This is a genomic window from Arthrobacter sp. 05L421 (genome assembly GCF_056397785.1).
Window position 1 is genome coordinate 42,008 of record NZ_JBFTOC010000007.1, and the last position, 22,877, is coordinate 64,884.

At 66.7% G+C, this 22,877-nt stretch carries 22 protein-coding genes and 3 tRNA genes; 5 read left to right on the forward strand and 20 right to left on the reverse strand.

Annotated elements, in window-relative coordinates:
• Positions 1–2 precede the first annotated feature (2 nt).
• Complete coding sequence (locus AC1DKQ_RS10260) at positions 3–1,136, reverse strand: acyl-CoA dehydrogenase family protein (protein WP_476884241.1); 1,134 nt, start codon at positions 1,134–1,136, stop codon at positions 3–5.
• Between the two features lie 349 nt (positions 1,137–1,485).
• Between AC1DKQ_RS10260 and AC1DKQ_RS10265 the strand changes: the two genes are divergently transcribed.
• Together AC1DKQ_RS10265 and AC1DKQ_RS10270 are read left to right on the forward strand one after the other, a co-directional pair.
• The gene (locus AC1DKQ_RS10265) at positions 1,486–3,225 is read left to right on the forward strand and encodes an AMP-binding protein (RefSeq protein WP_476884106.1); all 1,740 of its coding nucleotides are present in this window, start codon (positions 1,486–1,488) and stop codon (positions 3,223–3,225) included.
• 2 nt (positions 3,226–3,227) lie between these two features.
• Entirely contained in the window at positions 3,228–3,731 is a 504-nt protein-coding gene (locus AC1DKQ_RS10270; RefSeq protein ID WP_377984616.1) for a MarR family winged helix-turn-helix transcriptional regulator, read from the forward strand.
• On the opposite strand, the gene AC1DKQ_RS10275 is transcribed toward AC1DKQ_RS10270, so the two are convergent.
• Entirely contained in the window at positions 3,724–4,194 is a 471-nt protein-coding gene (locus tag AC1DKQ_RS10275) for a hypothetical protein (RefSeq protein ID WP_476918921.1), read from the reverse strand. The two genes, AC1DKQ_RS10270 and AC1DKQ_RS10275, sit on opposite strands and share 8 nt — an antisense overlap.
• Positions 4,195–4,708: 514 nt before the next feature.
• Here AC1DKQ_RS10275 and AC1DKQ_RS10280 point away from each other — a divergent pair.
• The gene (locus AC1DKQ_RS10280) at positions 4,709–7,888 is read left to right on the forward strand and encodes a bifunctional cytochrome P450/NADPH--P450 reductase (RefSeq protein ID WP_476884107.1); all 3,180 of its coding nucleotides are present in this window, start codon (positions 4,709–4,711) and stop codon (positions 7,886–7,888) included.
• Positions 7,889–7,953: 65 nt separating this feature from the next.
• On the opposite strand, the gene AC1DKQ_RS10285 is transcribed toward AC1DKQ_RS10280, so the two are convergent.
• The 4 genes from AC1DKQ_RS10285 to AC1DKQ_RS10300 all read right to left on the reverse strand — a co-directional run bounded on the left by AC1DKQ_RS10285 (position 7,954) and on the right by AC1DKQ_RS10300 (position 12,373).
• A complete protein-coding gene (locus AC1DKQ_RS10285; RefSeq protein WP_476884108.1) occupies positions 7,954–8,733 on the reverse strand; it encodes an enoyl-CoA hydratase in 780 nt (259 codons plus the stop codon).
• Between the two features lie 64 nt (positions 8,734–8,797).
• Positions 8,798–9,757, reverse strand: coding sequence for a 3-hydroxyisobutyrate dehydrogenase (gene mmsB / locus AC1DKQ_RS10290; protein WP_476884109.1), 960 nt, complete (start codon positions 9,755–9,757; stop codon positions 8,798–8,800).
• On the reverse strand, positions 9,750–10,874 hold the full coding sequence (locus AC1DKQ_RS10295) for an enoyl-CoA hydratase/isomerase family protein (protein WP_476918922.1): 1,125 nt from the start codon (positions 10,872–10,874) through the stop codon (positions 9,750–9,752). Before AC1DKQ_RS10295 ends, mmsB begins: the two co-directional genes overlap by 8 nt.
• The gene (locus tag AC1DKQ_RS10300) at positions 10,874–12,373 is read right to left on the reverse strand and encodes a CoA-acylating methylmalonate-semialdehyde dehydrogenase (RefSeq protein WP_476918923.1); all 1,500 of its coding nucleotides are present in this window, start codon (positions 12,371–12,373) and stop codon (positions 10,874–10,876) included. The genes AC1DKQ_RS10295 and AC1DKQ_RS10300 overlap by 1 nt, the downstream gene beginning before the upstream one ends.
• Positions 12,374–12,505: 132 nt before the next feature.
• Here AC1DKQ_RS10300 and AC1DKQ_RS10305 point away from each other — a divergent pair, with 132 nt between their 5' ends.
• Both AC1DKQ_RS10305 and AC1DKQ_RS10310 read left to right on the forward strand, forming a co-directional pair.
• A complete protein-coding gene (locus AC1DKQ_RS10305) occupies positions 12,506–13,312 on the forward strand; it encodes an exodeoxyribonuclease III (protein WP_476918924.1) in 807 nt (268 codons plus the stop codon).
• A gap of 30 nt (positions 13,313–13,342) precedes the next feature.
• On the forward strand, positions 13,343–14,254 hold the full coding sequence (locus AC1DKQ_RS10310; RefSeq protein ID WP_476884113.1) for a DUF8083 family protein: 912 nt from the start codon (positions 13,343–13,345) through the stop codon (positions 14,252–14,254).
• A 57-nt stretch (positions 14,255–14,311) separates the two neighbouring features.
• Here the strand turns inward: AC1DKQ_RS10310 and AC1DKQ_RS10315 are convergent, their stop codons facing one another.
• From AC1DKQ_RS10315 to AC1DKQ_RS10380, 14 genes are all read right to left on the reverse strand, one after another.
• A complete protein-coding gene (locus AC1DKQ_RS10315) occupies positions 14,312–15,379 on the reverse strand; it encodes a LacI family DNA-binding transcriptional regulator (RefSeq protein ID WP_476884114.1) in 1,068 nt (355 codons plus the stop codon).
• A gap of 102 nt (positions 15,380–15,481) precedes the next feature.
• On the reverse strand, positions 15,482–15,736 hold the full coding sequence (locus AC1DKQ_RS10320; RefSeq protein ID WP_476884115.1) for a hypothetical protein: 255 nt from the start codon (positions 15,734–15,736) through the stop codon (positions 15,482–15,484).
• A gap of 26 nt (positions 15,737–15,762) precedes the next feature.
• Positions 15,763–16,662 (reverse strand): carbohydrate ABC transporter permease, encoded by a 900-nt coding sequence (locus AC1DKQ_RS10325; protein WP_476884116.1) that lies wholly within the window; start codon positions 16,660–16,662, stop codon positions 15,763–15,765.
• On the reverse strand, positions 16,659–17,696 hold the full coding sequence (locus tag AC1DKQ_RS10330) for a carbohydrate ABC transporter permease (RefSeq protein WP_476884117.1): 1,038 nt from the start codon (positions 17,694–17,696) through the stop codon (positions 16,659–16,661). The genes AC1DKQ_RS10325 and AC1DKQ_RS10330 overlap by 4 nt, the downstream gene beginning before the upstream one ends.
• A gap of 7 nt (positions 17,697–17,703) precedes the next feature.
• Positions 17,704–18,987 (reverse strand): ABC transporter substrate-binding protein, encoded by a 1,284-nt coding sequence (locus AC1DKQ_RS10335; protein ID WP_476884118.1) that lies wholly within the window; start codon positions 18,985–18,987, stop codon positions 17,704–17,706.
• Positions 18,988–19,134: 147 nt separating this feature from the next.
• Positions 19,135–19,746 (reverse strand): hypothetical protein, encoded by a 612-nt coding sequence (locus AC1DKQ_RS10340; RefSeq protein WP_476918925.1) that lies wholly within the window; start codon positions 19,744–19,746, stop codon positions 19,135–19,137.
• A complete protein-coding gene (locus AC1DKQ_RS10345; protein ID WP_476884120.1) occupies positions 19,743–20,402 on the reverse strand; it encodes a hypothetical protein in 660 nt (219 codons plus the stop codon). The genes AC1DKQ_RS10340 and AC1DKQ_RS10345 overlap by 4 nt, the downstream gene beginning before the upstream one ends.
• A complete protein-coding gene (locus tag AC1DKQ_RS10350; RefSeq protein ID WP_476884121.1) occupies positions 20,399–20,782 on the reverse strand; it encodes a hypothetical protein in 384 nt (127 codons plus the stop codon). The genes AC1DKQ_RS10345 and AC1DKQ_RS10350 overlap by 4 nt, the downstream gene beginning before the upstream one ends.
• Positions 20,779–20,970, reverse strand: a complete 192-nt coding sequence (locus AC1DKQ_RS10355) for a hypothetical protein (RefSeq protein WP_056427875.1) — start codon at positions 20,968–20,970, stop codon at positions 20,779–20,781. The genes AC1DKQ_RS10350 and AC1DKQ_RS10355 overlap by 4 nt, the downstream gene beginning before the upstream one ends.
• Positions 20,967–21,515, reverse strand: a complete 549-nt coding sequence (locus AC1DKQ_RS10360; protein WP_476918926.1) for an Asp23/Gls24 family envelope stress response protein — start codon at positions 21,513–21,515, stop codon at positions 20,967–20,969. Before AC1DKQ_RS10360 ends, AC1DKQ_RS10355 begins: the two co-directional genes overlap by 4 nt.
• A 217-nt stretch (positions 21,516–21,732) precedes the next feature.
• Positions 21,733–22,191 (reverse strand): hypothetical protein, encoded by a 459-nt coding sequence (locus tag AC1DKQ_RS10365; RefSeq protein ID WP_476918927.1) that lies wholly within the window; start codon positions 22,189–22,191, stop codon positions 21,733–21,735.
• A 271-nt stretch (positions 22,192–22,462) separates the two neighbouring features.
• A tRNA-Phe gene (locus tag AC1DKQ_RS10370) sits at positions 22,463–22,538 on the reverse strand.
• A 48-nt stretch (positions 22,539–22,586) separates the two neighbouring features.
• Positions 22,587–22,660, reverse strand: a tRNA-Asp gene (locus AC1DKQ_RS10375).
• Between the two features lie 114 nt (positions 22,661–22,774).
• Positions 22,775–22,847, reverse strand: a tRNA-Glu gene (locus AC1DKQ_RS10380).
• Positions 22,848–22,877 lie beyond the last annotated feature (30 nt).

A 22,877-nucleotide genomic window follows, 5' to 3' on the forward strand; every position in this document is an offset into this window, starting at 1 on the left:
GCCTAGACGAAGGCTGACTTCCCCGTCACGGCCCGGGCCACGATCAACGAATTGATTTCGTAGCTGCCCTCGTAGGTATAGAGAATTTCTGCGTCGCCGAAGAGCTTGCCCATCTCATAGTCGCTGCTGATGCCGTTGCCGCCCATGAGCGAGCGGCCCATCGCCACCGACGCACGCGCCAGCCGCGTGGTGGTCGCTTTGGCCATGGCGGCCTGGACCATCTCAAGCTTGCCGTCTTCCTGGATTCGCGCCAATTGAGCCATCAGGGCCAGGGAGGCTGTCGCGTTGCCCAGGATCTCGGCGAGTTGCTGCTGGATGAGCTGAAAGCGGGCCAGTTCCTTGCCGAACTGGCGGCGCCGCAGCGAATATGCGCGTGCGACGTCGAAAGCGGCCAACTGGATGCCGGCGCCCTGCCAGCCCACCCAGGCCCGTGAATCGCGCAGCAACTCATTGGCCTTGGAGAAGTCGGTGGCGCCGGGCAGCAGGTTGGCCGCCGGAATGCGGACCTCGTCCAGGACAATGTCGGCGTTCTGCATGATGCGCAGGCCGATCTTGTTGGCGATCTTCGTGGCGGTGTAGCCGGCGCGGTCCGTCTCCACGATGAAGCCCTTGATGTGCTGGTCAGCGACGTCCCGGGCCCAAACGAGGGCGAAGTCCGCGATGGTTCCGGCGCCGATCCATCGCTTGGCACCGTTGAGGACCCACTCGTCGCCGTCCAGCCGCGCGGTGGTTTCCAGGCCACCGGCGATGTCCGAGCCGTGGTCCGGTTCCGTCAGGGCGAAAGCTCCGAGCTGCGTGAACGCGGTGAGGCCGGGGAGCCAGCGCGCCTTCTGTTCCTCCGAGCCCAGCTCATCGATCATGCCGACGATCAGCTCATTGTGGATGCCTACGAGCGCCGAAAGGGAAACGTCGGCGCGGGCCACCTCGACGTACATGAGCCCTTTGAAGAGCTTGGACGTGCCGTCCGTTTGCAACCCGCCCAGCCCGTATTTGCCGAGTTCCGCGAGCAGGCCGAAGGGAAACTCCTCGCGGTTCCAGTAGTCGATCGACGCGGCCCGGATCCGGGACTGCAGGAATTCCCGGACCTCCTGGTAACGGAGCTGTTCGTCCGGCGGCAGCAGGTCCACGATGTACATCAGGTCGGCGTCGGGAAAGGGCGGCAGCGCTGTGTTTGTTTCGACCGCGGCAACGGCTGTTTGGGCTGCGGCTGCTTCGGCTGCGGCTGTGTCCGATTCGGCTGTGTTTGTTACCGCTGGCGCCGGTTGTCCGCTGGCACGTCCTTGTGGCTGCACGGGCACGTTTCCCTTCGTCATGCGCCGCTTGCAGAGCAGCGCCGCTCTTCCAAACCCTTGGATGTCCTAGTATATTGCACAGTGACGGGGATCACTAGCCAGGCACCGTGCCGGGCCGGCGGACCCCAGGCAACGGCGCTGTGCCACGGACCGCCCGGAACGGCAGCGCCAGAGGACTTCGAAAGGTGCACCCATGACCGTGACTGAGGAATTCCGGGCCGCGCGGGACCGGCTGCTGGCCCTGCGGGGGGACTACGACGGCGCCCGCAGCGAATTCCAGTGGCCGCGCTTCGAGGAATTCAACTTCGCCCTGGACTGGTTCGACCAGCTCGCGGCAGACCCGGCAAAGGCGGACAAGCCGGCGCTGGTGATCGTGGAACAGGACGGGTCCGCGACCCGGCGTAGCTTCGCGGACCTCTCCAGGCGCTCGTCCCAGGTGGCCAACTGGCTGCGCGGACAGGGTGTGAGGCGCGGGGACCGGATGATCATCATGCTCGGCAACCAGGTGGAGCTCTGGGAACTCATGCTGGCCGGCATCAAGCTGGGCATCGTCATGATCCCCACCACCACCCTGATGGGTCCCGCCGACCTCCAGGACCGGGTGGAGCGCGGCGGCGCGTCCTGGGCCGCCGTCGGCAGTGCCAACATCGCCAAGTTCGCCGACGTCGCCGGTGACTACATACTGATCGAAATCGGCGGGGGCCCCACCGATCCCGCCGCAGCGCCGGACAACGCCCGGCAGTACGCGGAAGCGGCGGCTGCCAGCGCGGACTTCACCCCGGACGCCCCCACCCTGGCCGACGAGACCCTCCTGCTCTACTTCACCTCCGGCACCACGTCCAAGGCCAAACTCGTCGAACACACGCACACCTCCTACCCGGTGGGGCACCTGTCCACGATGTTCTGGATCGGGATGGAACCGGGCGACGTGCACCTCAACGTGGCGTCGCCGGGCTGGGCCAAGCACGCCTGGTCCAATGTGTTCACACCCTGGATCGCCGAGGCCTGCGTGTTCATCTACAACTATGAGCGCTTCGACGCCAAAGCGCTCATGGAACAGATGGACCGCGAATCCGTGACCAGCTTCTGCGCCCCGCCCACGGTCTGGCGGATGCTGATCCAGGCCGATCTCACGCAGCTGTTGAACCCGCCCACCAAAGTGGTATCCGCCGGCGAACCGCTTAACGCCGAAGTGATCGACCAGGTCCACCGTGCCTGGGGTCAGACCATCCGGGACGGCTTCGGCCAGACCGAATCCACCGTACAGATCGCCAACACCCCGGGCCAGCCGATCAAGATCGGCGCCATGGGCAAGCCACTGCCCGGCTACGACGTCGTGCTCGTGGACCCCGCCACCGGCGAAGAGGCCGACGACGGCGAGCTCTGCCTGCGCCTCGACCCCCGCCCCGTGGGCCTCATGAAGGCGTACCACGGCGACCCGGAGAAGACCGCCGATGCTTTCCGCGACGGTTACTACCACACGGGGGACATGGCGAGCCGGGACGAGCGCGGCATCATCACGTATGTGGGCCGCGGCGACGACGTTTTCAAGTCCTCCGACTACCGGCTGTCCCCGTTCGAACTGGAGAGCGTGCTGATTGAGCACCCGGCGGTGGCGGAGGCCGCCGTCGTCCCCTCCCCCGACCCGCTCAAGCTGTCGGTGCCGAAGGCCTTTGTGGTCCTGGCGGCCGGGCACCAGCCGGGCCCGGAGCTGGCCGAGGACATCCTGCGGTACTGCCGGGAGCACTTGGCCCCGTTCAAGCGGATCCGCCGGCTGGAGTTTGCCGAGCTCCCCAAGACGATCTCCGGCAAGATCCGGCGGGTGGAGCTGCGGCACAGCGAGGAGCTGCGGCACGGCGGCGGGGCCGTGCCCGAGGGCTTCGGCGTCGAGTACTCCGACTCCGATTTCCCAGGGCTCAAGGGTCAGGGCTGAGCATGGGGACACCGCTGCCGCGAGACCCGATCGCCGACGCCCGGCTGAACTGGGAGCGCCACGGCTGGTCCGACGTCGCCGCCCCGATGGCCGCGATCACCGCCATCATGCGGACCCAGCAGATTCTGCTGGGCCGGATTGAGGCCGTCCTCAAGCCGTTCGGACTCACCTTTGCCCGGTACGAGCTGCTGGCGTTGCTCAGCTTCGCCCGCAGCGGGGCGCTGCCGATGAACAAAGCGAGCGCGCTGCTGCAGGTCCATCCCACCTCGGTCACCAACGCCGTGGACCGGCTCCAGAACGCCGGGCTGGTGATCCGCTCACCGCACCCCACGGACGGCCGCACCACCCTGATCGAGCTCACCCCCGACGGGCGCGCCCTGGCCAAACGGGCGACGGCGGTACTGAACTCAGAGGTCTTCGGCCAGTCCGGCTTCGGGGACCAGGACGTGGACCAGCTGATCCGGATCCTGGGCACGTTCCGCCGGAACGCCGGGGATTTCAGCTGAGCGGCGAAGGCGGGCCCGGCGGTATCGTCGGTGGCGGCGTCTCCCGCGCCGCCGGTTCCCTACGTTCCGGCACGGGCTCGGCCGTGTGAAGCACCCGCCACGCGGTTACCCCGGCGAGCACCGCAGCAATGGCGGCGCCCACGATTAGCCAAGGTTTCCCGGGCCGGCGTCCGTGGGTTTTACCAGTTGCCGGAGTTTCCACCTCGGGAAGGATCCGCGCAATGTGCTCGTGAACCCGCGGGGTCACGGCTTCCACTCCCCCGGCCAGTTCGTCGGCAATGGCCCTCAGCGTGGCTTGGAGTCGGGGCGACGCTACGTCGATGCCGGCATCAACTTGTCCCAGAGCACGGCGGAGGGCGGCTTCGACGCCGGGTGTCGCCCATTCCCTGCCCTTTGCCAGACGGGCGATAAGGTTTTCTTCGAGATGGCGGGCTTGAGCCGCCCGGTCAGTTTTTTCGGACACACGCACAGCAGCCTCCACTGGTTGATAGGTGTGAGGCAAAGCCTAGGGTTTGATCCCGGCGAAGAACAGCCTTGATTTTCAACTGCGGGCCCTTGTCTGGATTCCAAGCTTTATGCAAGGAGGTTCAGGCAGGATACGGGTCTGAGGGTATCCCGATTGAACATGGGGTGGTTGTTATGGGTGCAGACCAAAGGCGGAGCCCGTCCGTCCTGTTTTGGGTTGTTACCGCTGTCATTCTCGGCGCCCTCGTGGCCTTGGGCTCGTATGCGGTGAGCGTCTTGGCTCCCCTGTTCTTCCCTGTCTGAGACAAATCGACGTCATTGTCTCGATAACCAGGGACCACGTGGCAGCGCCTCCTCCAGTGCGCCCACCGGCAGTGCCCCGGCCGTTCAAATGAAAACCTGTTTTGCCCGGGAACCGTCCGGAGTATCGTGGTTCGGAGCCGGACAGTGCCGTCCGTCAGGCAGCAATTAGTGCTCACAGAGCGTCGATTCGCAATCGCCTAGGAGGGGCCATGACTCCGCCCACCATCCCCATCCCCCAGCCTCCCACGAAGCCGGTGGTCGGCAACTTGCCGGACATTGACTCCAGCAAGGGAATCCTGGGAATAGTCGAGGTGGCCGAGCGGTACGGCCCCATTGTCCGCATCCAGTTCTTCAACCGCAGCATCATCGCCATCTCCTCCCAGGAGCTCGTCAACGAAGTGTGCGACGAATCCCGTTTCGGCAAGGTGCTGGGCGTCTCCCTTCGGCAGGTGCGGGAATTCATCGGCGATGGATTGTTCACCGCAAGAACGGATGAACTGAACTGGCAGAAGGCGCACCGGATCCTGATGCCGGCATTCGGGCCGGCGGCGCTGACGCGGATGTTCAGCGGCATGGACGACATCGCCGAGCAACTGCTCCTGAAGTGGGAGCGGCTCGGCCCGACGGCCCGGATCGACGTGCCGGACAACACCACCCGGCTGACCCTGGACACCATTGCCCTGTGCTCGTTCAGCTACCGGTTCAACAGCCTCTACCGGGAAGAGATGCATCCCTTCGTCGGGGCCATGGTCCGTGGCCTGGTCGAATCCGGGGATCGGGCGCGCAGGCTCCCGGTCCAGAACAAGATCATGCTGCGCAGACGCCACCAGCTCGAGGAAGACCATGCCCTGATGTTCGAGGTCGCCGACCAGATGATCAGCGACCGTCGGCGCAACCCCAGCCCGGCGGGCAGCGAGGACATCCTGGACACCATGCTCAACGCCGCGGACCCGGTGACCGGCGAGCGGTTGAGCGAGGAAAACGTCCGCTACCAAATGGTCACTTTCCTGGTGGCCGGGCATGAGACCACCAGCGGCCTGCTGTCCTTTGCGCTGTACGAACTGCTGCGCCATCCGGCCGTCCTGGCCAAGGCTCGCGCCCAGGTGGACGAGATCCTCGGCACCGAGAGCGCCCGGTTCGAACACCTGCCCCGTCTCGGGTACCTGGACCAGATCCTCAAGGAGACGCTCCGGCTGTGGCCCACCGCCCCGGCCTTCAACGTCGCCGCGCACGAGGACACGACGCTTGGCGGCCGCTATGAGGTCCCGGCAGGCCAGCCCATCATGGTCCTGATCCCGCGGCTGCACCGGGACAAGGCTGCCTGGGGCGAGGACGCCGAAATCTTCGATCCGGACCGGTTCTCACCTGTTCGGGCCGCAGAAATCCCGGCCAATGCCTGGAAGCCCTTCGGCAACGGACAGCGCTCGTGCATCGGCCGGGGCTTTGCCCTGCAGGAGGCCATGCTCTTCCTGGCCAAGCTCCTGCAGCGCTTCGAGGTCACGGCGGCGGACCCGGGCTATGAACTGCAGATCAAGCACACACTGACGATGAAGCCCGAGGGGCTGTTCATCCACGTGCGCAGGCGGGACGTCGCGATCGCACCCGGTCCGCAGGCCGCCGTCGAACACGCCCGGCAAACCGAAGCGGCAGCGGCGGCCGCCGCGCCCAACGGTGTCCCGATCCGTGTGCTCTACGGTTCTAATGCAGGCACGTCCAAGGACTTCGCCCAGCGCGTCGCCAACGACGCCGGACGGCGCGGCTACAGCCCCACCATCGGTCCGCTCGATGAGGCGGCCGGCGGACTGCCATCGGAGGGGCTCGTCGCAATCGTGACGTCCTCCTACGAGGGGCAGCCGCCGGACAACGCCCGCAAATTCGTAGCCTGGACCGAGGGCCTGCAGCCGGGCAGCCTCGCCGGGGTACGGTATACGGTCTTCGGCAACGGCAACAAGGACTGGGCGCGAACGTACCAGGAGGTGCCCAAGGCCATCGACGCCCGGCTCGAAGCTGCCGGCGCCACGCGGATCTATGCCCGGGGCGAAGCCAACGCCCGCGGCGACTTCTTCGGCGATTTTGAAGAGTGGTACGCCGGACTTTGGCCCGCCGTGGACGGCGCCCTCGGGCAGCGGACCAGCCCGCCCACCGCGCAGCCCCAGCTTGAACTCCAGTTCGTCGGCAATGTCCGGGATCCGCTGCTGCGCCAGAACGGGCTGGCACTCGGCACCGTCGTCGCGAACCGGGAACTGGTCGATCTGACCAAGCCCGGCGCCCGGTCCAAGCGGCATGTGGAGATCGCCCTGCCCGAGGGGATGAGCTACCAGACCGGGGACTATCTGGCCGTGCTGCCGCTGAATCCCAGCGCCCTCGTGCAGCGTGCCCTGGCCCATTTCAACTTTGACTACGACTCGCATATCCAGCTGAGCATGGAGCGGGGGGACACTTTCCTGCCCACGGGTGCTCCCGTGGCCGTGGGCGAACTGCTGAGCAGCTACGTGGAACTCGCGGTCCCGGCCACCCGCCTCCAACTGGAGGACCTGGCTGATGTCGCGGCGGATCCCGCACACCGTGCCGAACTTGAGGCCCTGGGCCAGGACCGCGGGCGGTACGCGGCCGAGATCCTCGAGAAGCGGGTCTCCCTCCTGGACCTGCTGGAGACATATCCGTCATGCCAGCTGTCGTTCACCTCGTTCCTGCAACTCCTGACACAGCTGACCCCCCGGCGGTACTCCATTTCCTCGTCCCCGCTATGGAGTCCCGACCATGCGACCCTGACCTTCACCGTCATCGAGTCCCCGGCGTGGTCGGGCCGCGGCGTCTTCGAAGGCGCCTCGTCCACGTACCTCGCCCAGGCCAGGCCCGGGTCCAGGGTCGCGGTCACTGTCCGTCCCTCGAATACGGCTTTCCACCCGCCCCCGTCACTGGAGGTCCCGCTCATCATGGTCTGCGCAGGGACCGGACTGGCACCCTTCCGCGGCTTCGTCCAGGACCGGGCGCTGCGGGCCGAGGCCGAGGACACGACGCCGGCGCCTGCCCTGCTGTTCTTCGGCTGCCGGGCCCCGGACACCGACTTCCTCTACCGCGCCGAACTCGCGTCGTGGGCGGAGCAGGCCAACCTGGATCTGCGGCCGGTCTTTTCCACCGCTCCCGAAGACGGCCTGAAATATGTCCAGGATCGGCTCTGGGCCGACCGGGCCGACGTCGTCGAGCTGGTCCGGCAGGGCGCCACGGTCTACGTCTGCGGCGACGGCAAGCACATGGCGCCGCAGGTCCGCGGGACGTGCACCCTCATTTACCAGGAAGCGACCGGCGCTTCCAAGGAGGAGGCCGAGGCGTGGATGGATGAAGTGGAACGCACGCACGGCAGGTACGTGGCCGACATCTTCACGTAGGCCGAGCCCACATATTTGGCGCATATTGCCGCCATTTGGCGCCGCCGCGCCGTGTCCGGTTCCGCCTAACGGTGGTTGAACTCCGGCTGCCGCTTCTCGGTGAAGGCGGCCATGCCTTCCTTCTGGTCCTCGGTGGAGAACAGCGAGTGGAACACCCGCCGTTCAAACAGCACGCCCTGGGCAAGCCCGGTCTCAAACGCCGCGTTCACCGCTTCCTTGGCCACCATCGCCACCGGTTTGGACTTGGAGGCGATCACCTCGGCAGCCTTCAGCGCCTCCTCGACGACGTCCGCGGCCGGGACCACACGGGACACCAGGCCCGCGCGTTCGGCCTCCTCGGCGTCCATGAAACGCCCGGTCAGGATCATGTCCATCGCTTTGGATTTGCCCACGGCGCGGGTCAGCCGCTGTGAGCCACCCATGCCGGGGAGCACACCGAGGTTGATTTCGGGCTGGCCGAACTTGGCGTTGTCCCCCGCGATGATGAAATCGCACATCATCGCCAGCTCGCAGCCGCCGCCCAGCGCAAAGCCGGACACGGCTGCCACGACGGGGATTCGCAGCCTGGTGAAGTCCTCCCAGCCGCGGAACCAGTCCGCCGCGTACATGTCCATGTAGCCCTTGGACTGCATCTCCTTGATGTCCGCGCCGGCGGCGAAGGCCTTCGCGGAACCTGTCACCACCACGGCACCGACCTCCGGGTCCGCGTCCATTTCGGTGACGGCCTTCACCAGCTCCTCCATCGTGGCCTTATTCAGGGCATTGAGGGCTTCGGGCCGGTTGAGCGTCACGAGGCCCACGCGGCCGCGGCGCTCCACCAGGATGTTCGCATACTGTTCTGTCATGAGTGGTCCCCTTAGGTGGTGCTCGTCTGGTTCTGCTTGTGGTTTCTGCGTGTGGCTTCCGGGACTAGTGCCCCGACGTGCCGGATTCTGATGTGCCTGCTTCCGACTTGTCACGGATGTCGGTGATGATGCCGGAGAAGTCTCGGCCGGCACCGCCTTCCGCGGCAAAGGTATCGTAAATTTCGGATGCGAGGGGGCCGAGGCGGGCCGCGACGCCGGTGCTCTGGAGCGCGTTGAGGGCCAGCTTGAGGTCCTTGGCCATGAGCGCCCCGGCGAAGCCGGGCTGGTAGTCCCGGTTGGCGGGGCTGGTCGGGACCGGCCCGGGCACGGGGCAGTTGGTGGTCAGTGCCCAGCACTGTCCCGAGGCGGCGGAGGCGACGTCGAACAGTGCCTGATGGGTCAGTCCGAGCTTCTCGCCCAGCACAAAGGCCTCGCTGACGGCGATCATCGAGACGCCCAGGATCATGTTGTTGCAGATCTTGGCCGCCTGGCCCGCACCGTGGGCGCCGGTGTGGACCACCCGTTTGCCCATGACTTCCAGCAGCGGTTTGATGGCCTCGAAGTCCTCCGGGAGGGCGCCGACCATGAAGGTGAGCGTGCCGGCCTCGGCCCCCACCACGCCTCCGGACACGGGGGCGTCGACGGCGCGGTGGCCCGCCGCCACCGCGAGTTCTGCGGCCTCGCGGGCCTCGTCCACGTTGATCGTGGAACAGTCCAGGAACATGGTGCCCGGGGCGGCCAGTTCAAGCAGGCCGGGCTCACCGCCGGGGCCGCGGTAGGCGTCGAGGAGGTGCTTGCCGCTGGGCAGCATGGTCAGCACGACGGCGGCGCCCGCCGCCGCTTCGGCTGCCGTCCCGGCGGTTGGAATGCCGTGCTCCCGGGCGGCGTCAAGGGCGGCCGGCACCACGTCGAAGCCGGTCACCCGGTAGCCGGCCTTGACCAGGTTGACGGCCATCGGGCCGCCCATGTGCCCCAGGCCGAGGAAGGCGATGGTGCCGGTAACGGCGGCTCCTGCTTCAGACATGGTTCTTCTCCTTGTTCTTCTCCGTCGCAGAGAGCTTCAGTTCGCGCCCGCCCAGCGGGGCGAAGTAGGCCGCGACGTCCTCTCGCGTGACCTCCGCGAGGGTGGCGGGCTTCCAGCGGGGATTGCGGTCCTTGTCCACCACCTGGGCGCGGATCCCTTCGCGGAAGTCCGGTCCGGCGAGGAAGCGCAGGCCCACGCGGTACTCCTGCTCGAGCGCCTGCTCCAGGCTCAGTCCGCGGACTCGGCGCAGGGACTCCAGGGCTACCTTCACCGCCGTCGGCGACTTGGCCTCGATGGTGTCCGCGGCGCCCGCGGCCTCCCCGCCCACCGTGCGCAGCCGGCGCAGGACTTCCTCGGCGTCGTCGCTGGAGTAGCAGGCGTCGATCCATTCCTGCTGTGCGGCGAGGACTGACTGCGGAGCCGGTTCCCCGAAACGGGCGACGGCGGCGTCCGCCGCCTCGGTCTCGAGCGCCATTGCGAGTTCAGCCAGGCTGGCGGAGGGCACGAAGTGGTCGGCGAGGCCCAGGAACAGCGCGTCTGCGCCGCTCAGGTGGGCGCCGGTCAGGGCCGCGTGGGTGCCGGTCTCCCCCGGCGAGCCGGAGAGCAGCAGGGTGCCGCCGACGTCGGGCACGAACCCGATGGTTGTTTCGGGCATGCCCGTGCGGGTGCGTTCGGTGACGATCCGCACGGAGCCGTGGGCCGAGATCCCCACGCCACCGCCGAGGACCAGCCCGTCCATGAACGCCACGTACGGCTTGGGGTATTCAGAGATGAGCAGGTTCAGCCGGTACTCGTCCGCCCAGAAGTCCGCGGTGGCGTCCCCGCCGTCGAGCATGTCCCGGTAGATGGCGACGATGTCGCCGCCGGCGCAGAGTCCGCGGTCGCCGGCGCCGCGGACCAGTACCGTGGCGACGGCGTCGTCTTCGGCCCAGAGCGCGAGTTGTTCGAGCATGGCGGCGGCCATCCCGGCCGTCAGGGCGTTGACGGCCGTGGGCCGGTTGAGGGTCACTACGCCGAGGCTGCCGCGCCGTTCAAACAGGACTTCCGCGGCTTCCCCGGGCAGGCGTTCGCCGGCCGCTGCTCCGCTGTCCGCTTCCCGCGCAACTTCCGCCCCCATCAGCTGCCTTCCGGCATGACGAAGCTGCTGCCGGAACGGATGCCGGAGGGCCAGCGGCTCGTGACCGTCTTGGTCTTCGTGTAGAAGCGGAAGGCGTCGGCTCCGTGCTGGTTGAGGTCGCCGAATCCGGAGGCCTTCCAGCCGCCGAAGGTGTAGTAGGCGATCGGCACGGGGATGGGGACGTTGATGCCCACCATGCCCACCTGGACCCGGCTGGCGAAGTCGCGGGCGGCGTCGCCGTCGCGGGTGAAGATGGCCACGCCGTTGCCGAACTCGTGTTCGCTGCAGAGCCGGAGCGCCTCGTCGTAGTCCTCGGCGCGGAGCACGCTCAGGACCGGGCCGAAGATCTCCTCTTTGTAGATCTTCATATCCTTGGTGACGTTGTCGAACAGCGTGGGACCGACCCAGAAGCCGCCGTCGTAGCCTTCCACCGCTAGCCCGCGGCCGTCCGTGACGAGGCTGGCGCCTTCTTCGACGCCGGAGGCGATGTAGCCCTCGATCCGCTCCTTCGCGGAGGCCGCCACCACCGGGCCGAAGTCGGAGTCCTTGGCAAGGCTGTGGCCCACCTTGAGGCCGGCGATCCGCGCCTGCAGCTTCTCCACGAGCACGTCCGCGGTCTTCTGGCCGACCGGAACGGCCACCGAGATCGCCATGCAGCGCTCTCCTGCGGAGCCGAAGCCTGCCCCGATGAGGGCGTCCGCGGCCATGTCGAGGTCCGCGTCCGGCATGATCACCATGTGGTTCTTGGCGCCGCCAAAGCACTGGGCGCGCTTGCCGTTCGCTGCGGCCGTGGCGTAGATGTACTGGGCAATGGGCGTGGAGCCGACGAACCCGATGGCCTGGACCCGGGGATCCTCCAGCAGCGCGTCCACGGCCTCCTTGTCACCGTTGACCACGTTGAAGACGCCGTCGGGGAGGCCCGCCTCGGTGAAGAGCTCGGCCAGGCGCAGCGGCACGGAGGGGTCCCGTTCGGAAGGCTTAAGGATGAAGGCGTTGCCTGCGGCGAGCGCCGGCCCGGACTTCCAGAGCGGGATCATGGCCGGGAAGTTGAACGGCGTGATGCCGGCAACCACGCCGAGGGGCTGCCGCATCGAGTGCACGTCAACGCCGGTGCCGGCGTTGTCCGAGAACTCGCCTTTGAGCAGATGCGGGGCACCCGCGGAAAATTCGACCACTTCGATGCCGCGCTGGATGTCACCTTTGGCGTCGAGGAAGGTCTTGCCGTGCTCGGAGGAGAGCAGGGTGGCGAGCTCGTCCATGTGCTCGTTGACCAGGTCCACGAACTTGAGCAGGATCCGGCCGCGGCGCTGCGGGTTCATCGCAGCCCATTCCACCTGCCCCTTTTCCGCGCTGGCAATCACATTGCGCACTTCCTCTGCGCTGGCCAGCGGCAGCCTGGCCTGGACCTCGCCGGTGCAGGGATCAAACACATCGCTGAACCGGCCGGAGGTGCCGTCCACCCGCTGCCCGTCAATGTAATGGGATAGTTCTCGAACCATGACCGAATGCTCCTTTGCATGTGACCTAGATCATCTCTGCAGCCGAATATACTCGGACTTCCTACTAATTTCCAGAGGGACGGACGCCGCCGGCCGCTTTGTCCGGGGGCCAAGTTCGGTAAGTTAGGGACTGTGAAGATAGCTACCTGGAATGTGAACTCGCTCCGTGCCCGCGCCGACCGTGTGGAGGCCTGGCTCCAGCGCACGGACTGTGACGTCCTGGCCATCCAGGAAACCAAGTGCAAGGACGAGAACTTCCCCTGGGAGCTTTTCGAGAGCATGGGCTACGAGGTGGCGCACTTCGGCCTGAGCCAGTGGAACGGCGTGGCGATCGCCTCCCGGGTGGGAATCGACAACGTCGAACGCACCTTCCTGGACCAGCCGGTATTCGGCAAGAACGGCAAGGACGCCGTCCAGGAGGCCCGCGCCATCGGCGCCACCTGCGGCGGTGTCCGGGTCTGGAGCCTCTACGTCCCCAACGGCCGCTCCCTCGATGACGAGCACATGCCCTACAAGCTCAACTGGCTGGACATCCTGAAAACCCAAGCCGGCACCTGGGTCAAGGAGGACCCCCAGGCGCAGATCGCGCTGATGGGTGACTTCAATATCGCGCCGCAGGACGACGACGTCTGGGACATCGATTTCTTCCGCGCCAACGCCATGACCCACGTCAGCGAGCCTGAGCGGGCCGCCTTCCACGCCTTTGAGGAGGCGGGGTTCCAGGATGTGGTCCGCCCGCACACCCCGGGACCTGGGGTCTACACCTATTGGGACTACACGCAGCTCCGCTTCCCGAAAAAAGAGGGAATGCGGATCGACTTCATTCTTGCCTCCCCGGCCCTGGCGGCACGGGTCACCGGTGCGATGATCGACCGCGAGGAGCGCAAGGGCAAGGGCGCCTCGGACCACGCCCCGGTGCTTGCGGAACTGGCGGACTAATGGCTGCCGCCCAGGAAGCGTCGTGATCCTATGACGGGGAACATTTACCACGGACAGGCCGGGCTGCCGTTCTCTTCCGCGCTCCGGATCTACGAGCCCCTCGAGGCGTTCCCCGAGAAGCAGCAGGAAACCCTGCGGGCCGCCGGCGTCGGCCAGGCGTCCCGTGCTGCCGTGGAGAACGCCGAGCTCCTGGCGTCCCTGGGCCGCATCACCCGGTCCGACGGGGACCCGTTTCCCACCGGCCGGACGGACCTCGTGCGCGTTGTCCCCGCCCCGGCACGGCGGGCGCCCACCGGCTCAGCGCACGACGCCGCCGAGCCCGGCACCGCCGCCGCACCGCAGGCCGAGCGGCTGCTGTACTGCCCCAGCCAGATGGTCCTCCGCGCCGGGTTGGCCGCCAATGCCCTGATGGAAGGCATCCACGGGCCGCTGGCCCAGCTCCTGATCCCGGAAGAACAGCGGGACAAGCACCAGGAACGCATTGATGAGGTGCGGGCCCACGATGGCCTGAGCCGGGTCCACACCCGGGCGTCCACCTGGGGCATCCCGTTCAGCTGGTTCTGCCTCTTCCAGGAATCGGATCCCACCGACGTCGTCGAATCCGAGGGGCACATCGTGACGGTCCGCATCCGTGCGGGCATCGGCAACGCACTGGAGCGCGTGAGCTACGCGGTGGCGCACCTGGCCTTGGCCGCACCCGATCTCGACATGCTCGAGGACCTGACCCAGCTCACGGAATGGCTTGAGCTGTTCCACCCGGATTCGGCAGTGGAACTCGATTACGGCGGCGTGGCAGACAAGGTCTACCCGGACGATTCGCCGCTGGACGTCCGCCTCGGCATCGAATGCCTGGCGGAGGGCGACATGACCGGTGCCGCCGCGGCCTACCGCCGGCTGGCCTCGCGCTGGGTGCCGATCCGCCAACTGGCCCGCGCTTCCTAAGCCAGGCCGGACCGCAACCCTGCAGTCCTTGCGGGACGGCCGCCACGGCCGAACGCGCTAGCGGAGCCGCGCGGACGTCCGTACCGGCGGCGCCGTCGTTGTCCGCACAATCAGCCGGTGCGGCGCCACTGCGGACTGCACGGCCCCGGCAATTCCGTCGAGCTCGTCCAGCAGCATCTTGGTGCCGAGTTCGGCTTGCAGGTCCGGCCGCTGCCCGACCGTGGTGAGGCCCATGGCTTCGGCGAAGTCGTGGTCGTCGATGCCGATGACCGACAAATCCTCCGGGACGCGGACACCGGCCTTGTTGGCCTCGAAGATGACGCCCATGGCCATCTCATCCGAGGCGCAGAAGATTGCTGTGGGCTTGGGCCCGTCGGTGGCCCAGAGACGCCGGAACGCTTCCTGGCCGCTGCGGACGGTGAAGTCCCCCCACACGTCCCATTCGGCCCGGGCGGGCAGCCCGGCCTCGCGCATGATGTCATGGAAAGCTTGGATCCGGACCCGGGGGACGTCGAAGTTGAGGTCGGTTTCGTCGTCACCGTGCAGGAGCGCGATGTCGGTGTGGCCCAGCCCGATCAGGTGGCGGACCGCGGTGGCGGCAGCGGCGTAGTCGTCAATGCCAATGTAGGGGCATTCCTCCACATGGCCGCCCACCACCACGAGCGGGATATCGATCTTCTGGAGATGCTCGATTTCCTCATGGGTGAGCGCCATGCAGAGGACCAGCAAGGCGTCTATCTGCTTATAGACCATGGTCTTGCTGAATAGCCGCTCACGGTTGCTGCCGTGGCCGCCGAGGTTGAAGAGGGACAGGTTGTACTGGCGGGAGTGCAGTTCCCGGTCCGCCCCCTCGATGGCCTTGGAGAAGAACCAGCGGCTGACGAACGGGGCCAGCACTCCGATGGTTTTGGTCCGGCCCGTCGCCAGGCCGGACGCCGAGGACGAGGCGACGTAGCCCAAGGATTCGGCAATACCGAGGATCTTCTCCCGCGTCGCCGGGGAAACGCGGGGCAGTCCGCGGACTGCCCGGGATACGGTGGCCGTGGATACGCCGGCAGCGGCGGCAACATCCTCAATGCTGACGCCGGAGTGGCCGCCGCGCTGCGCCCTTTCTGTCCGTGCCACCTTTGTCCCCTTGTTGACGGTCCGCGGAAGCCTGTCGGCTGCCCGCAGACGTGCTGCGCCTGCCTCCCCCGCGGCAGATGAATAGTCCTGGCCCCTGGCTGCCTAGCGGCGCCGGCTGGCCGTGCGTCCGGGCAGACGCCGGCGCAGCCGGATCATCCCGTAGATGGCCAGCAGCATGGCCAGCAGTCCCAGCGCCCAGAAGAGGGCCGGCTGGGCGGTCACTTCCATCCAGACGGTGACCACCAGCAGCACGGCGGCCCAGAAGCCGAGGAACCCGATGATGATGTCGAAGTCCTCACCGGAGCGCACCTTTCGACGCGTTGCCGGCACGTGGCCCAGATTCTGATCGTCAGTCATGAAAGAACCCTCACTGGACGCCATCCTCACTTGACCGCGCCGGCGGTGAGGCCCGCGACGATCTTGCGCTGGAATACAAGCACCAGGATGACCAAGGGAATGGTCACGATGGTTCCCGCCGCCATGATCGCGGTGTACGGGATCTGGTTGGGCTGCGCACCGGCGAAGCTGGCAATGGCCACGGTGACCGGCTGCGTTGCGTCGGACGAGAGCTGGCTGGCGATCAGGAATTCATTCCACGAGGAAATGAACGCCAGGATGGCCGTGGTGAAGATGGCCGGCGCGGCCAGCGGCATGATGACCTTCCGGAACGCCTGTCCCTGCGTACAGCCGTCCACCCGAGCCGATTCCTCGAGCTCCCACGGCATCTCCCGGAAGAAGGAGGTCATGGTGTAGACCGTCAGCGGCAGCACGAACGAGATGTTCGGGATGATCAGGGCCTGGTAGGTACCCATCCAGCCGATGTTCGTAAAGAGCTGGAACAGCGGAGTGATGAGGGCGACGCCCGGGAACATGGAAGCCCCCAGGATGAAGCCCAGGACGAGGTACTTGAACTTGAAGTTCAGGCGGGCCAGGGCGTAGGCGGCGAAAACGCCGATCACCAGCGAAACAATGGTGACGACGGTACCGATGAACAGGCTGTTGAGCAGTGCCTGGCCAAAGTGGTTGCCGAAGGACGTGTCGAACGCCGTTTTGAAGTTGTCCAGCGTCACGTGGGTCGGCAGGATCGAGGTGTCGTACGTGTAACCGACGTCGCGGAACGCCGTCACCACCATCCAGTAGGCCGGAGCCAGGCACCAGAAGAGGATCACAACCGCACTGATGTACGTGCGGCCCTGGGCCCACTTCTCGCGGTTCTGCGCGACCTTCCGTCCCCGGTCCTGCTCTGCGCGCAGCTCGGTTGCGGCGCTCGTCGCGGCGGTCATTTCTTCCCCTTACCTGCGCCGGTCTGCTGCTCCACCACGTTCGCTCCGAGGAAGCGTACGAAGATGAAAGCCACCAGAAAGATGATGATGAACGTGATGGTGGACAAAGCCGCCGCCGCGTTGAAGCCCTGCCTGATCTGGTTAATTACCAGGATGGAGAGCGTTGTGGTGTTGTTCGCTCCACCCGTCAGGATGTACGGGAGGTCGAACATGCGCAGTGCGTCCAGGGTGCGGAACAAGATGGCCACCATGAGCGCCGGCTTCACCAGCGGGAGGGTGATCATCCGGAACCGCTGCCAGGCCGAGGCACCGTCAACCTTGGCTGCCTCGTACACTTCCGCGGGAATCATCTGCAGGCCGGCAAGAATCAACAGCGCCATGAACGGCGTGGTCTTCCAGACGTCCGCGATGATCACGGCCCATCTCGCCGGCCACTCGCTGCCGGTCCACAGGATGGTGGTGTTGAAGAGCTTGTTGCCGATGCCTTCGAAGGCGAAGATGAACAGCCACAGCTTGGCCGTCACGGCGGTGGGGATGGCCCACGGCACCAGGACAGCTGCGCGGACCAGGCTCCGGCCCGCAAAGGCCCGCGCCATGATGACTGCCATCCAGAAGCCGAGCACCGTCTCCAGTCCCACCGTGACGATGGTGAAGAAGAAGGTGGTGCCAGTGGCAGACCAGAACTGCGCACCGAGGGTACCCGGCGGGCAGTCAACGGTTCCGCCGGACGGAGCCGGGCACTGCTGGAAAATCCAGTTGACGTAGTTCGAGAAGCCGGCCGGGCCACCCTCTACGAAGAGACCCGTGGCGGGGTCCAGACCGGCATCCTTTTGAAATGACATCACAATGGCGGTGATGATCGGGTAAACGATCACGACCGACAATGCGAGAATAGTCGGCGCCAGGAGCCAGGCTGCCCAGCGCCCCTGCGTCGCGATGCGGTTGTCCTCTCCAACACCCTTGGGTGCGTGGTGGATCGGGGCCCCGCCCGACGCCGGTGCCTTGACCGACGTCGGGCCTACTTCAGTTGCCATGATGGACCTACTGTCCCGCGCTAGCGGATTCGATGGACTTCTGCATGTCAGACAGTGCTGCGTCTACGGTCTTCTCGCCCTTGATGGCCGAGTACGCGTTTTCCTGGATGGCCTTGGTGACGGCCGGGTAGAACGGGGTAACCGGGCGCGGCACGGCGTTCTCGATCGAGGTCTTCAGGACCGGGAGGTACGGCAGCTTGGCGACGAGTTCCTTGTCGTCGTAGAGCGTGCCGATCACCGGGGCGAGCGAACCCTGCGTGGCGAAGAACTTCTGGGTCTCTGCCGAGGTGAGGAACTTCAGGAAGTCCAGGGCCGTGGCCTTGTACTTCGAGTACACGCTGACGCCGGCGCTGTGGCCGCCGAGCGACGATGCACCCGGTCCGGTCTTGCCCGGAAGGGCGGCCATGCCCAGGACGCTCTTGACCTTCGAGGATCCTTCGGTGGTGGCCAGGTTGTAGACGTAGGGCCAGTTGCGCAGGAACAGCAGCTTCCCGTCCTGGAACGCCTGGCGGCTTTCCTCTTCCTGGAACGTGATGGCTTCCTTGGGGATCTGGCCGTCGGCGTAGGCCTTGACCAGGTTCGCCATGCCTGCCTTTGCCTCAGTGGTGAGCAGGCTGGGCTTGCCATTTGAATCGAGCACGGCTCCGCCTGCGGAGTTGATTGCCTCCGAGGCGTTGACGGTCAGCCCCTCATATTTCTTGAACTGCCCCGAGTAGCAGCCGATGTTGTTGGTCTTGGCGATGGAGCACATGCCCATCATCTCGTCCCAGGTCTTCGGGGGCGTGGGGACCAGATCCTTGCGGTAGTAAAGGATGCCGCCGTCAGATGATTCCGGCGCCGCGTACAGCGTGCCCTTGTAGGAGGCGGCGTCGACGGTCGGCTTCAGCAAGGCAGAGGTATCCAGCGCCATCTTGTCCTTGAGCGGCTGCAGCCAGCCCTTCGCAGCGAATTCCGCGGTCCAGACGACGTCGACGCTTGCAACATCGTAGCCGGGGTCCTTGGCCTGGAAGTGCTGGACGAGGTCGTCGTGCTGCTGGTCGGCCTGATCGGTCTGCTCCTTGAAGGTGACCTTCTCGTTCGGGTGGGCCGCGTTCCACTTGTCGATCAGCGGGCGGACCACGTTGCTGTTGTCCTTGCCCTGAACGTAAGTGATGGGGCCGCGGCCGTCCAGGCCCTGCGAGGCGGCGTCGCTGCCGCTGGTAGTGCCGCCACCTCCGCCGCCACACGCCGAAAGGGTGATAGCCAAAATGCCTGCCGTGGCGACGGGAAGTAGGAAATTGCGGGTTTTCATACTGGAGTGCTCCTCGCTGAGTACCGGTGAAAAACGGCCGTACTGATGGTGTGCCGACCATCACAGTAATCAACAGACCCTGCTGATGCAAGCGTTTACATCAAACCTTTATGCAAAGGAGATTCCGCGGCCCGGAGGGCAGACGCCTCAGCGGACCCGCTCGGCCCGGCCAAACCGCGACCGCGCCCCGGATCCGATGTGGACCAGGACCGGGGTGCGCTTGCCGATCACCTCGTCGAGCGCTTCGACTAGGGAAGAGATCTCGGCGGCCAGCGCATGCGGGGCGACGCCCTGGCGGGGCTCCACCCGAATCCTGAGGGACGGCTCCCCTTTGATTTCGTAGGCGGCTACCGTGACGCCGGCGAGGTCGGGCCGATCCGCGAGGACCGCACGGAGCGTCTGCTCCGCCACGCCGTGGCCGATTCCGACATTGCCGGGCGCGTCGCCCGGGTCCTCCTCTGCCACGAGCAGGCTGGTCCGGCCCTTGCCCTGCTGGGCAATCCAGGCCACCATCAGGCCAAGCACCACCACCAGGACAAAACAGATGACAAGCCACAGCCAGCTACCCTGGCGGCGCGGGAACTGCGTCCGTTCGAACAAATCGAGCCAGAAGTTCAGGACGCCCCCAGCCCACTCATGCCACCACACGCCGACGGCGGGGACGGTCGCCAGCAGCACCAAGAGGACGCCAATGGCGAGAAGCGTGATGCCAAGGATGCCGATCAGGATGCGGTTCAGGACCCGGGGAGTGTTGTTCATGCGCCCACCACCCCTGCCGTGGACACCTGGATCCGCACTTCCGGCATCGGCCACGGGCCCATGTCCTGCAGCTCACGCCGAACGGCGTCAAGGACGGCGTCCGGGCGCAGCGGCACGCCGGAGGTCGGCCGGACGTTGACCATGACCCGGTTCCGCGACACGACCACCATCACTTGCTCCTGAGCCACGTTTGCGGCCAGCCGGGCCCGGCGCGCCAGGGCCGCGGCAATCACCTCATCGTCCACCACGACGGCGGCCCGGCGGTCCGGAAGCAGGTGGCGCGCCCGCCGCCCGGGCAGCACGGCGTTGAGGAAGAAAAACAATCCGACCATGGCGATCACGGCGCCGGTGACGACGAGCAGCAGCGGCCCTATTCCGGCCGGCAGCGCGACCACGCGCTCGGCCGCGGTCTGCGGATCCACGAGCCACGGCGGCTGCCCGGTCGCCCGGACAGCGGTCTCGAGCAGCGCATAACCGCACACCGCCATCACCAGGGCGGCCGCGATCACGGAGACGACAGCCCGCGATGAGTGCGTCTCCCGTTTCAAAATACGGTCCATGCCCGCGGCACCTGAACCTAGCGGCCCGCTCCCGGGCGCCGCGTCGGCGTCGTGCGCGCCGGAACCGAGACCGGCGTTCTGGGTATCCTGGCTCAACGCACCCGACCTCCCCCGCGCACGGTGGCCCCGCTGATGCGGATGTCCACGCGGCTCAGCTGCGCCCCGGTCAGCTCGGTCACGCGCCGCAAGATCTGGGCTTTGGCGGCGACGGCCCGGTCCCAGATGGAACCGCCAAAGGCAGCGAGGCGGCCGGGATCCCGCAGGACCATCGTGAGGTTCGGGACCGCGACCGGCATGACCAGCGAGAGCGCGAGCAGCCCGTCATCGTCCGACCACTCGGCCCGCACGTCGTGCGCCGGCACGCCGAGGGCCTCACCCGCGGCCGCCCGGGCCACGCTCGTCAGGGCCTGGGTGCTGATGCGGTTGTGCCCGGCCAGCGCGGTGCGGCGGATCGGCGTTTCAGCCGTCATGTTCATGAGGAGGAACGCCGGCCCGTGAGGGCGTCCAACACGCTGCGCAGGTCCAGCTTCCCCTCTGCGGCGCGGCCCAAGAGGGCGCCGATGCCCATGAAGAGCAACGCACCGAGGAAGCCCCAGACGCCGAACTGGAAGGACATGAAAGCCACGAAGGCCCCCATAGCGATTCCCACTACCGTCAGACTCATTGGATTGCCTCCCTGACCGGCCGGGCCTCGACGGACGCGGCGGGTTTGGCCGGGCCGGGCACATAAACGTCATTGATCTCGATATTTACCTCGATCACCTCGAGCCCCACCAGTTCCTCGACGGCGGAGTAGACGGCAGCGCGGATCTGGTCCGCGAGGGGATGCAGGGGGGTGCCGTACACCGCTACGAGGTCGATATCCACGGCGACCTGAGTTTCGCCGACCTCGACGCGGACGCCCGCCGCGTGATCGGCGCTGCCGACGGCGTCGCGGATGGCCCCGAGGGCACGTGACGGCGCTGATCCCAACGAGTAGACACCGGGTACGGATCGGGCGGCGATGCCCGCGACCTTGGCGACGGCGGCTTCCGATATGACCGTGCGGCCGGTGCCGGCCGGCACGGACAGGCCGTCACCGGGCAGCCCGGCCGCATGATTGGCAATGTGCTGGCCGGCGACGGGCAGACCAGCCGTAGGACCAGCCGCAGGACTAGCCGCAGGACCGGCCGCAGGTCCGGCGACGGGCTGAGAATTCTGGTATTCCATAAAGCACTCCCCCTTCTCTTTGACACCACCCTAGTCCCTGCCTCGGGCCGCGCGGGGGAATCTTGCGGCGCCCGTTCCCACCGCCGCCGCAGGTGGGGGCCGCGGGAACGGGCCAGTGCATCAGGGAGCAGGCGTCCGGAGCAGGGACTGGCGTCCGCCCGTCAGCGGCGCGACATCAACCGGGAGCCAGTGCGGGCGTGGACCCGGTCCAACTTCTCTATTTGCAGTTGGTGGCGATCCAGGTTGTTACGGGCGCCATGGCCGCCTGCAGCTTGCCGCTGGAGAAGACAGTCTGGTCGGTGACGCCCGCGACGGCCACCTCCTTGAGGTTGGCGAAGTCGGCCTTGAGACTGTCCGGGACTCGCTCGGCGGTCTCGGCCAGGTCGGCTTTGAACTGTTCCAGCTGCGCGGTCTTGCCTTGGGCGGCCGACAGGGGCAGGAGCGTGGCGCCGGTGGCCTGCTCGGTGATCTTGGTGCAGGCCTCGGCGGCGCTGGAGAAGCTGCCAAAGGGTCCGGACGAAGCGCTGGGGCTCGGCGTGGCGGAGGCGGAAGCAGCTGGCGAGGCCGCGGCAGACGACGGCGCACTGCCAGCCTGGGGTGCCGAGCAACCGGTGAGGGCGAGGGCGGCGAGGAACGCGGCGGCGGTGAGAGGACGGGCAATATTCTTCGAAATCACGTTGCAGAATCACTTTTCGGTTGAGATTGCGCCGCCTGCCCGGACCGGACTGCCGGCGGCCTTGGTGTTCTTTCCCCAGCGTGCGAGTCTAGCCCGGCCACCGGCCCGGCCCCCAACCGGCCGCCGCCGTCGCCCGCCCATCGACGCAGTCCCGGCCTACCCGTCGATTGCTCCGCAAGTGCCCTTTTGACCCCTCAGAAGGGCACCTGCGGAGCAGTCGATGGTGTTAAAGAAGAAAAGCACCAGTTCTCAATGAACTGATGCTTCCCAGTGGTGGCTCCGACCGGCGTCGATCCGGTGACCTTTCGATTTTCAGTCGAACGCTCTACCAACTGAGCTACAGAGCCTAGGTGACATGTCACCTTGAGAGCCGAAATCTCTTCCGGCAATCAGAGCGACCCTGACGGGACTTGAACCCGCGACCTCCGCCGTGACAGGGCGGCGCGCTAACCAACTGCGCTACAGGGCCTTGCTTTTTACTGCTTGTGTTGCGTGTTTCTTGCTGTCTGCGGTATCGCTACCGCAAATTTTCAAGGCCTTTAGCCTACCAGACTTTTCCATCCGGCTTGACCAGTTCCCTGCGTACCCCCAACGGGATTCGAACCCGTGCCGCCGCCGTGAAAGGGCGGTGTCCTAGGCCGCTAGACGATGGGGGCCAGGACGCCATTCGGTTGAACATTTCTGGG

Coding starts and splice junctions, on each gene's coding strand:
- AC1DKQ_RS10265 (WP_476884106.1), top strand. CDS start 1,486: ATGACCGTGACTGAGGAATTCCGGGCCGCGCGGGACCGGCTGCTGGCC.
- AC1DKQ_RS10360 (WP_476918926.1), bottom strand. CDS start 21,515: ATGGAATACCAGAATTCTCAGCCCGTCGCCGGACCTGCGGCCGGTCCT.
- AC1DKQ_RS10325 (WP_476884116.1), bottom strand. CDS start 16,662: ATGACCGCCGCGACGAGCGCCGCAACCGAGCTGCGCGCAGAGCAGGAC.
- AC1DKQ_RS10295 (WP_476918922.1), bottom strand. CDS start 10,874: ATGGGGGCGGAAGTTGCGCGGGAAGCGGACAGCGGAGCAGCGGCCGGC.
- mmsB (WP_476884109.1), bottom strand. CDS start 9,757: ATGTCTGAAGCAGGAGCCGCCGTTACCGGCACCATCGCCTTCCTCGGC.
- AC1DKQ_RS10270 (WP_377984616.1), top strand. CDS start 3,228: ATGGGGACACCGCTGCCGCGAGACCCGATCGCCGACGCCCGGCTGAAC.
- AC1DKQ_RS10335 (WP_476884118.1), bottom strand. CDS start 18,987: ATGAAAACCCGCAATTTCCTACTTCCCGTCGCCACGGCAGGCATTTTG.
- AC1DKQ_RS10320 (WP_476884115.1), bottom strand. CDS start 15,736: ATGACTGACGATCAGAATCTGGGCCACGTGCCGGCAACGCGTCGAAAG.
- AC1DKQ_RS10350 (WP_476884121.1), bottom strand. CDS start 20,782: ATGAACATGACGGCTGAAACGCCGATCCGCCGCACCGCGCTGGCCGGG.
- AC1DKQ_RS10330 (WP_476884117.1), bottom strand. CDS start 17,696: ATGGCAACTGAAGTAGGCCCGACGTCGGTCAAGGCACCGGCGTCGGGC.
- AC1DKQ_RS10285 (WP_476884108.1), bottom strand. CDS start 8,733: ATGACAGAACAGTATGCGAACATCCTGGTGGAGCGCCGCGGCCGCGTG.
- AC1DKQ_RS10310 (WP_476884113.1), top strand. CDS start 13,343: ATGACGGGGAACATTTACCACGGACAGGCCGGGCTGCCGTTCTCTTCC.
- AC1DKQ_RS10355 (WP_056427875.1), bottom strand. CDS start 20,970: ATGAGTCTGACGGTAGTGGGAATCGCTATGGGGGCCTTCGTGGCTTTC.
- AC1DKQ_RS10260 (WP_476884241.1), bottom strand. CDS start 1,136: ATGTACATCGTGGACCTGCTGCCGCCGGACGAACAGCTCCGTTACCAG.
- AC1DKQ_RS10280 (WP_476884107.1), top strand. CDS start 4,709: ATGACTCCGCCCACCATCCCCATCCCCCAGCCTCCCACGAAGCCGGTG.
- AC1DKQ_RS10300 (WP_476918923.1), bottom strand. CDS start 12,373: ATGGTTCGAGAACTATCCCATTACATTGACGGGCAGCGGGTGGACGGC.
- AC1DKQ_RS10340 (WP_476918925.1), bottom strand. CDS start 19,746: ATGAACAACACTCCCCGGGTCCTGAACCGCATCCTGATCGGCATCCTT.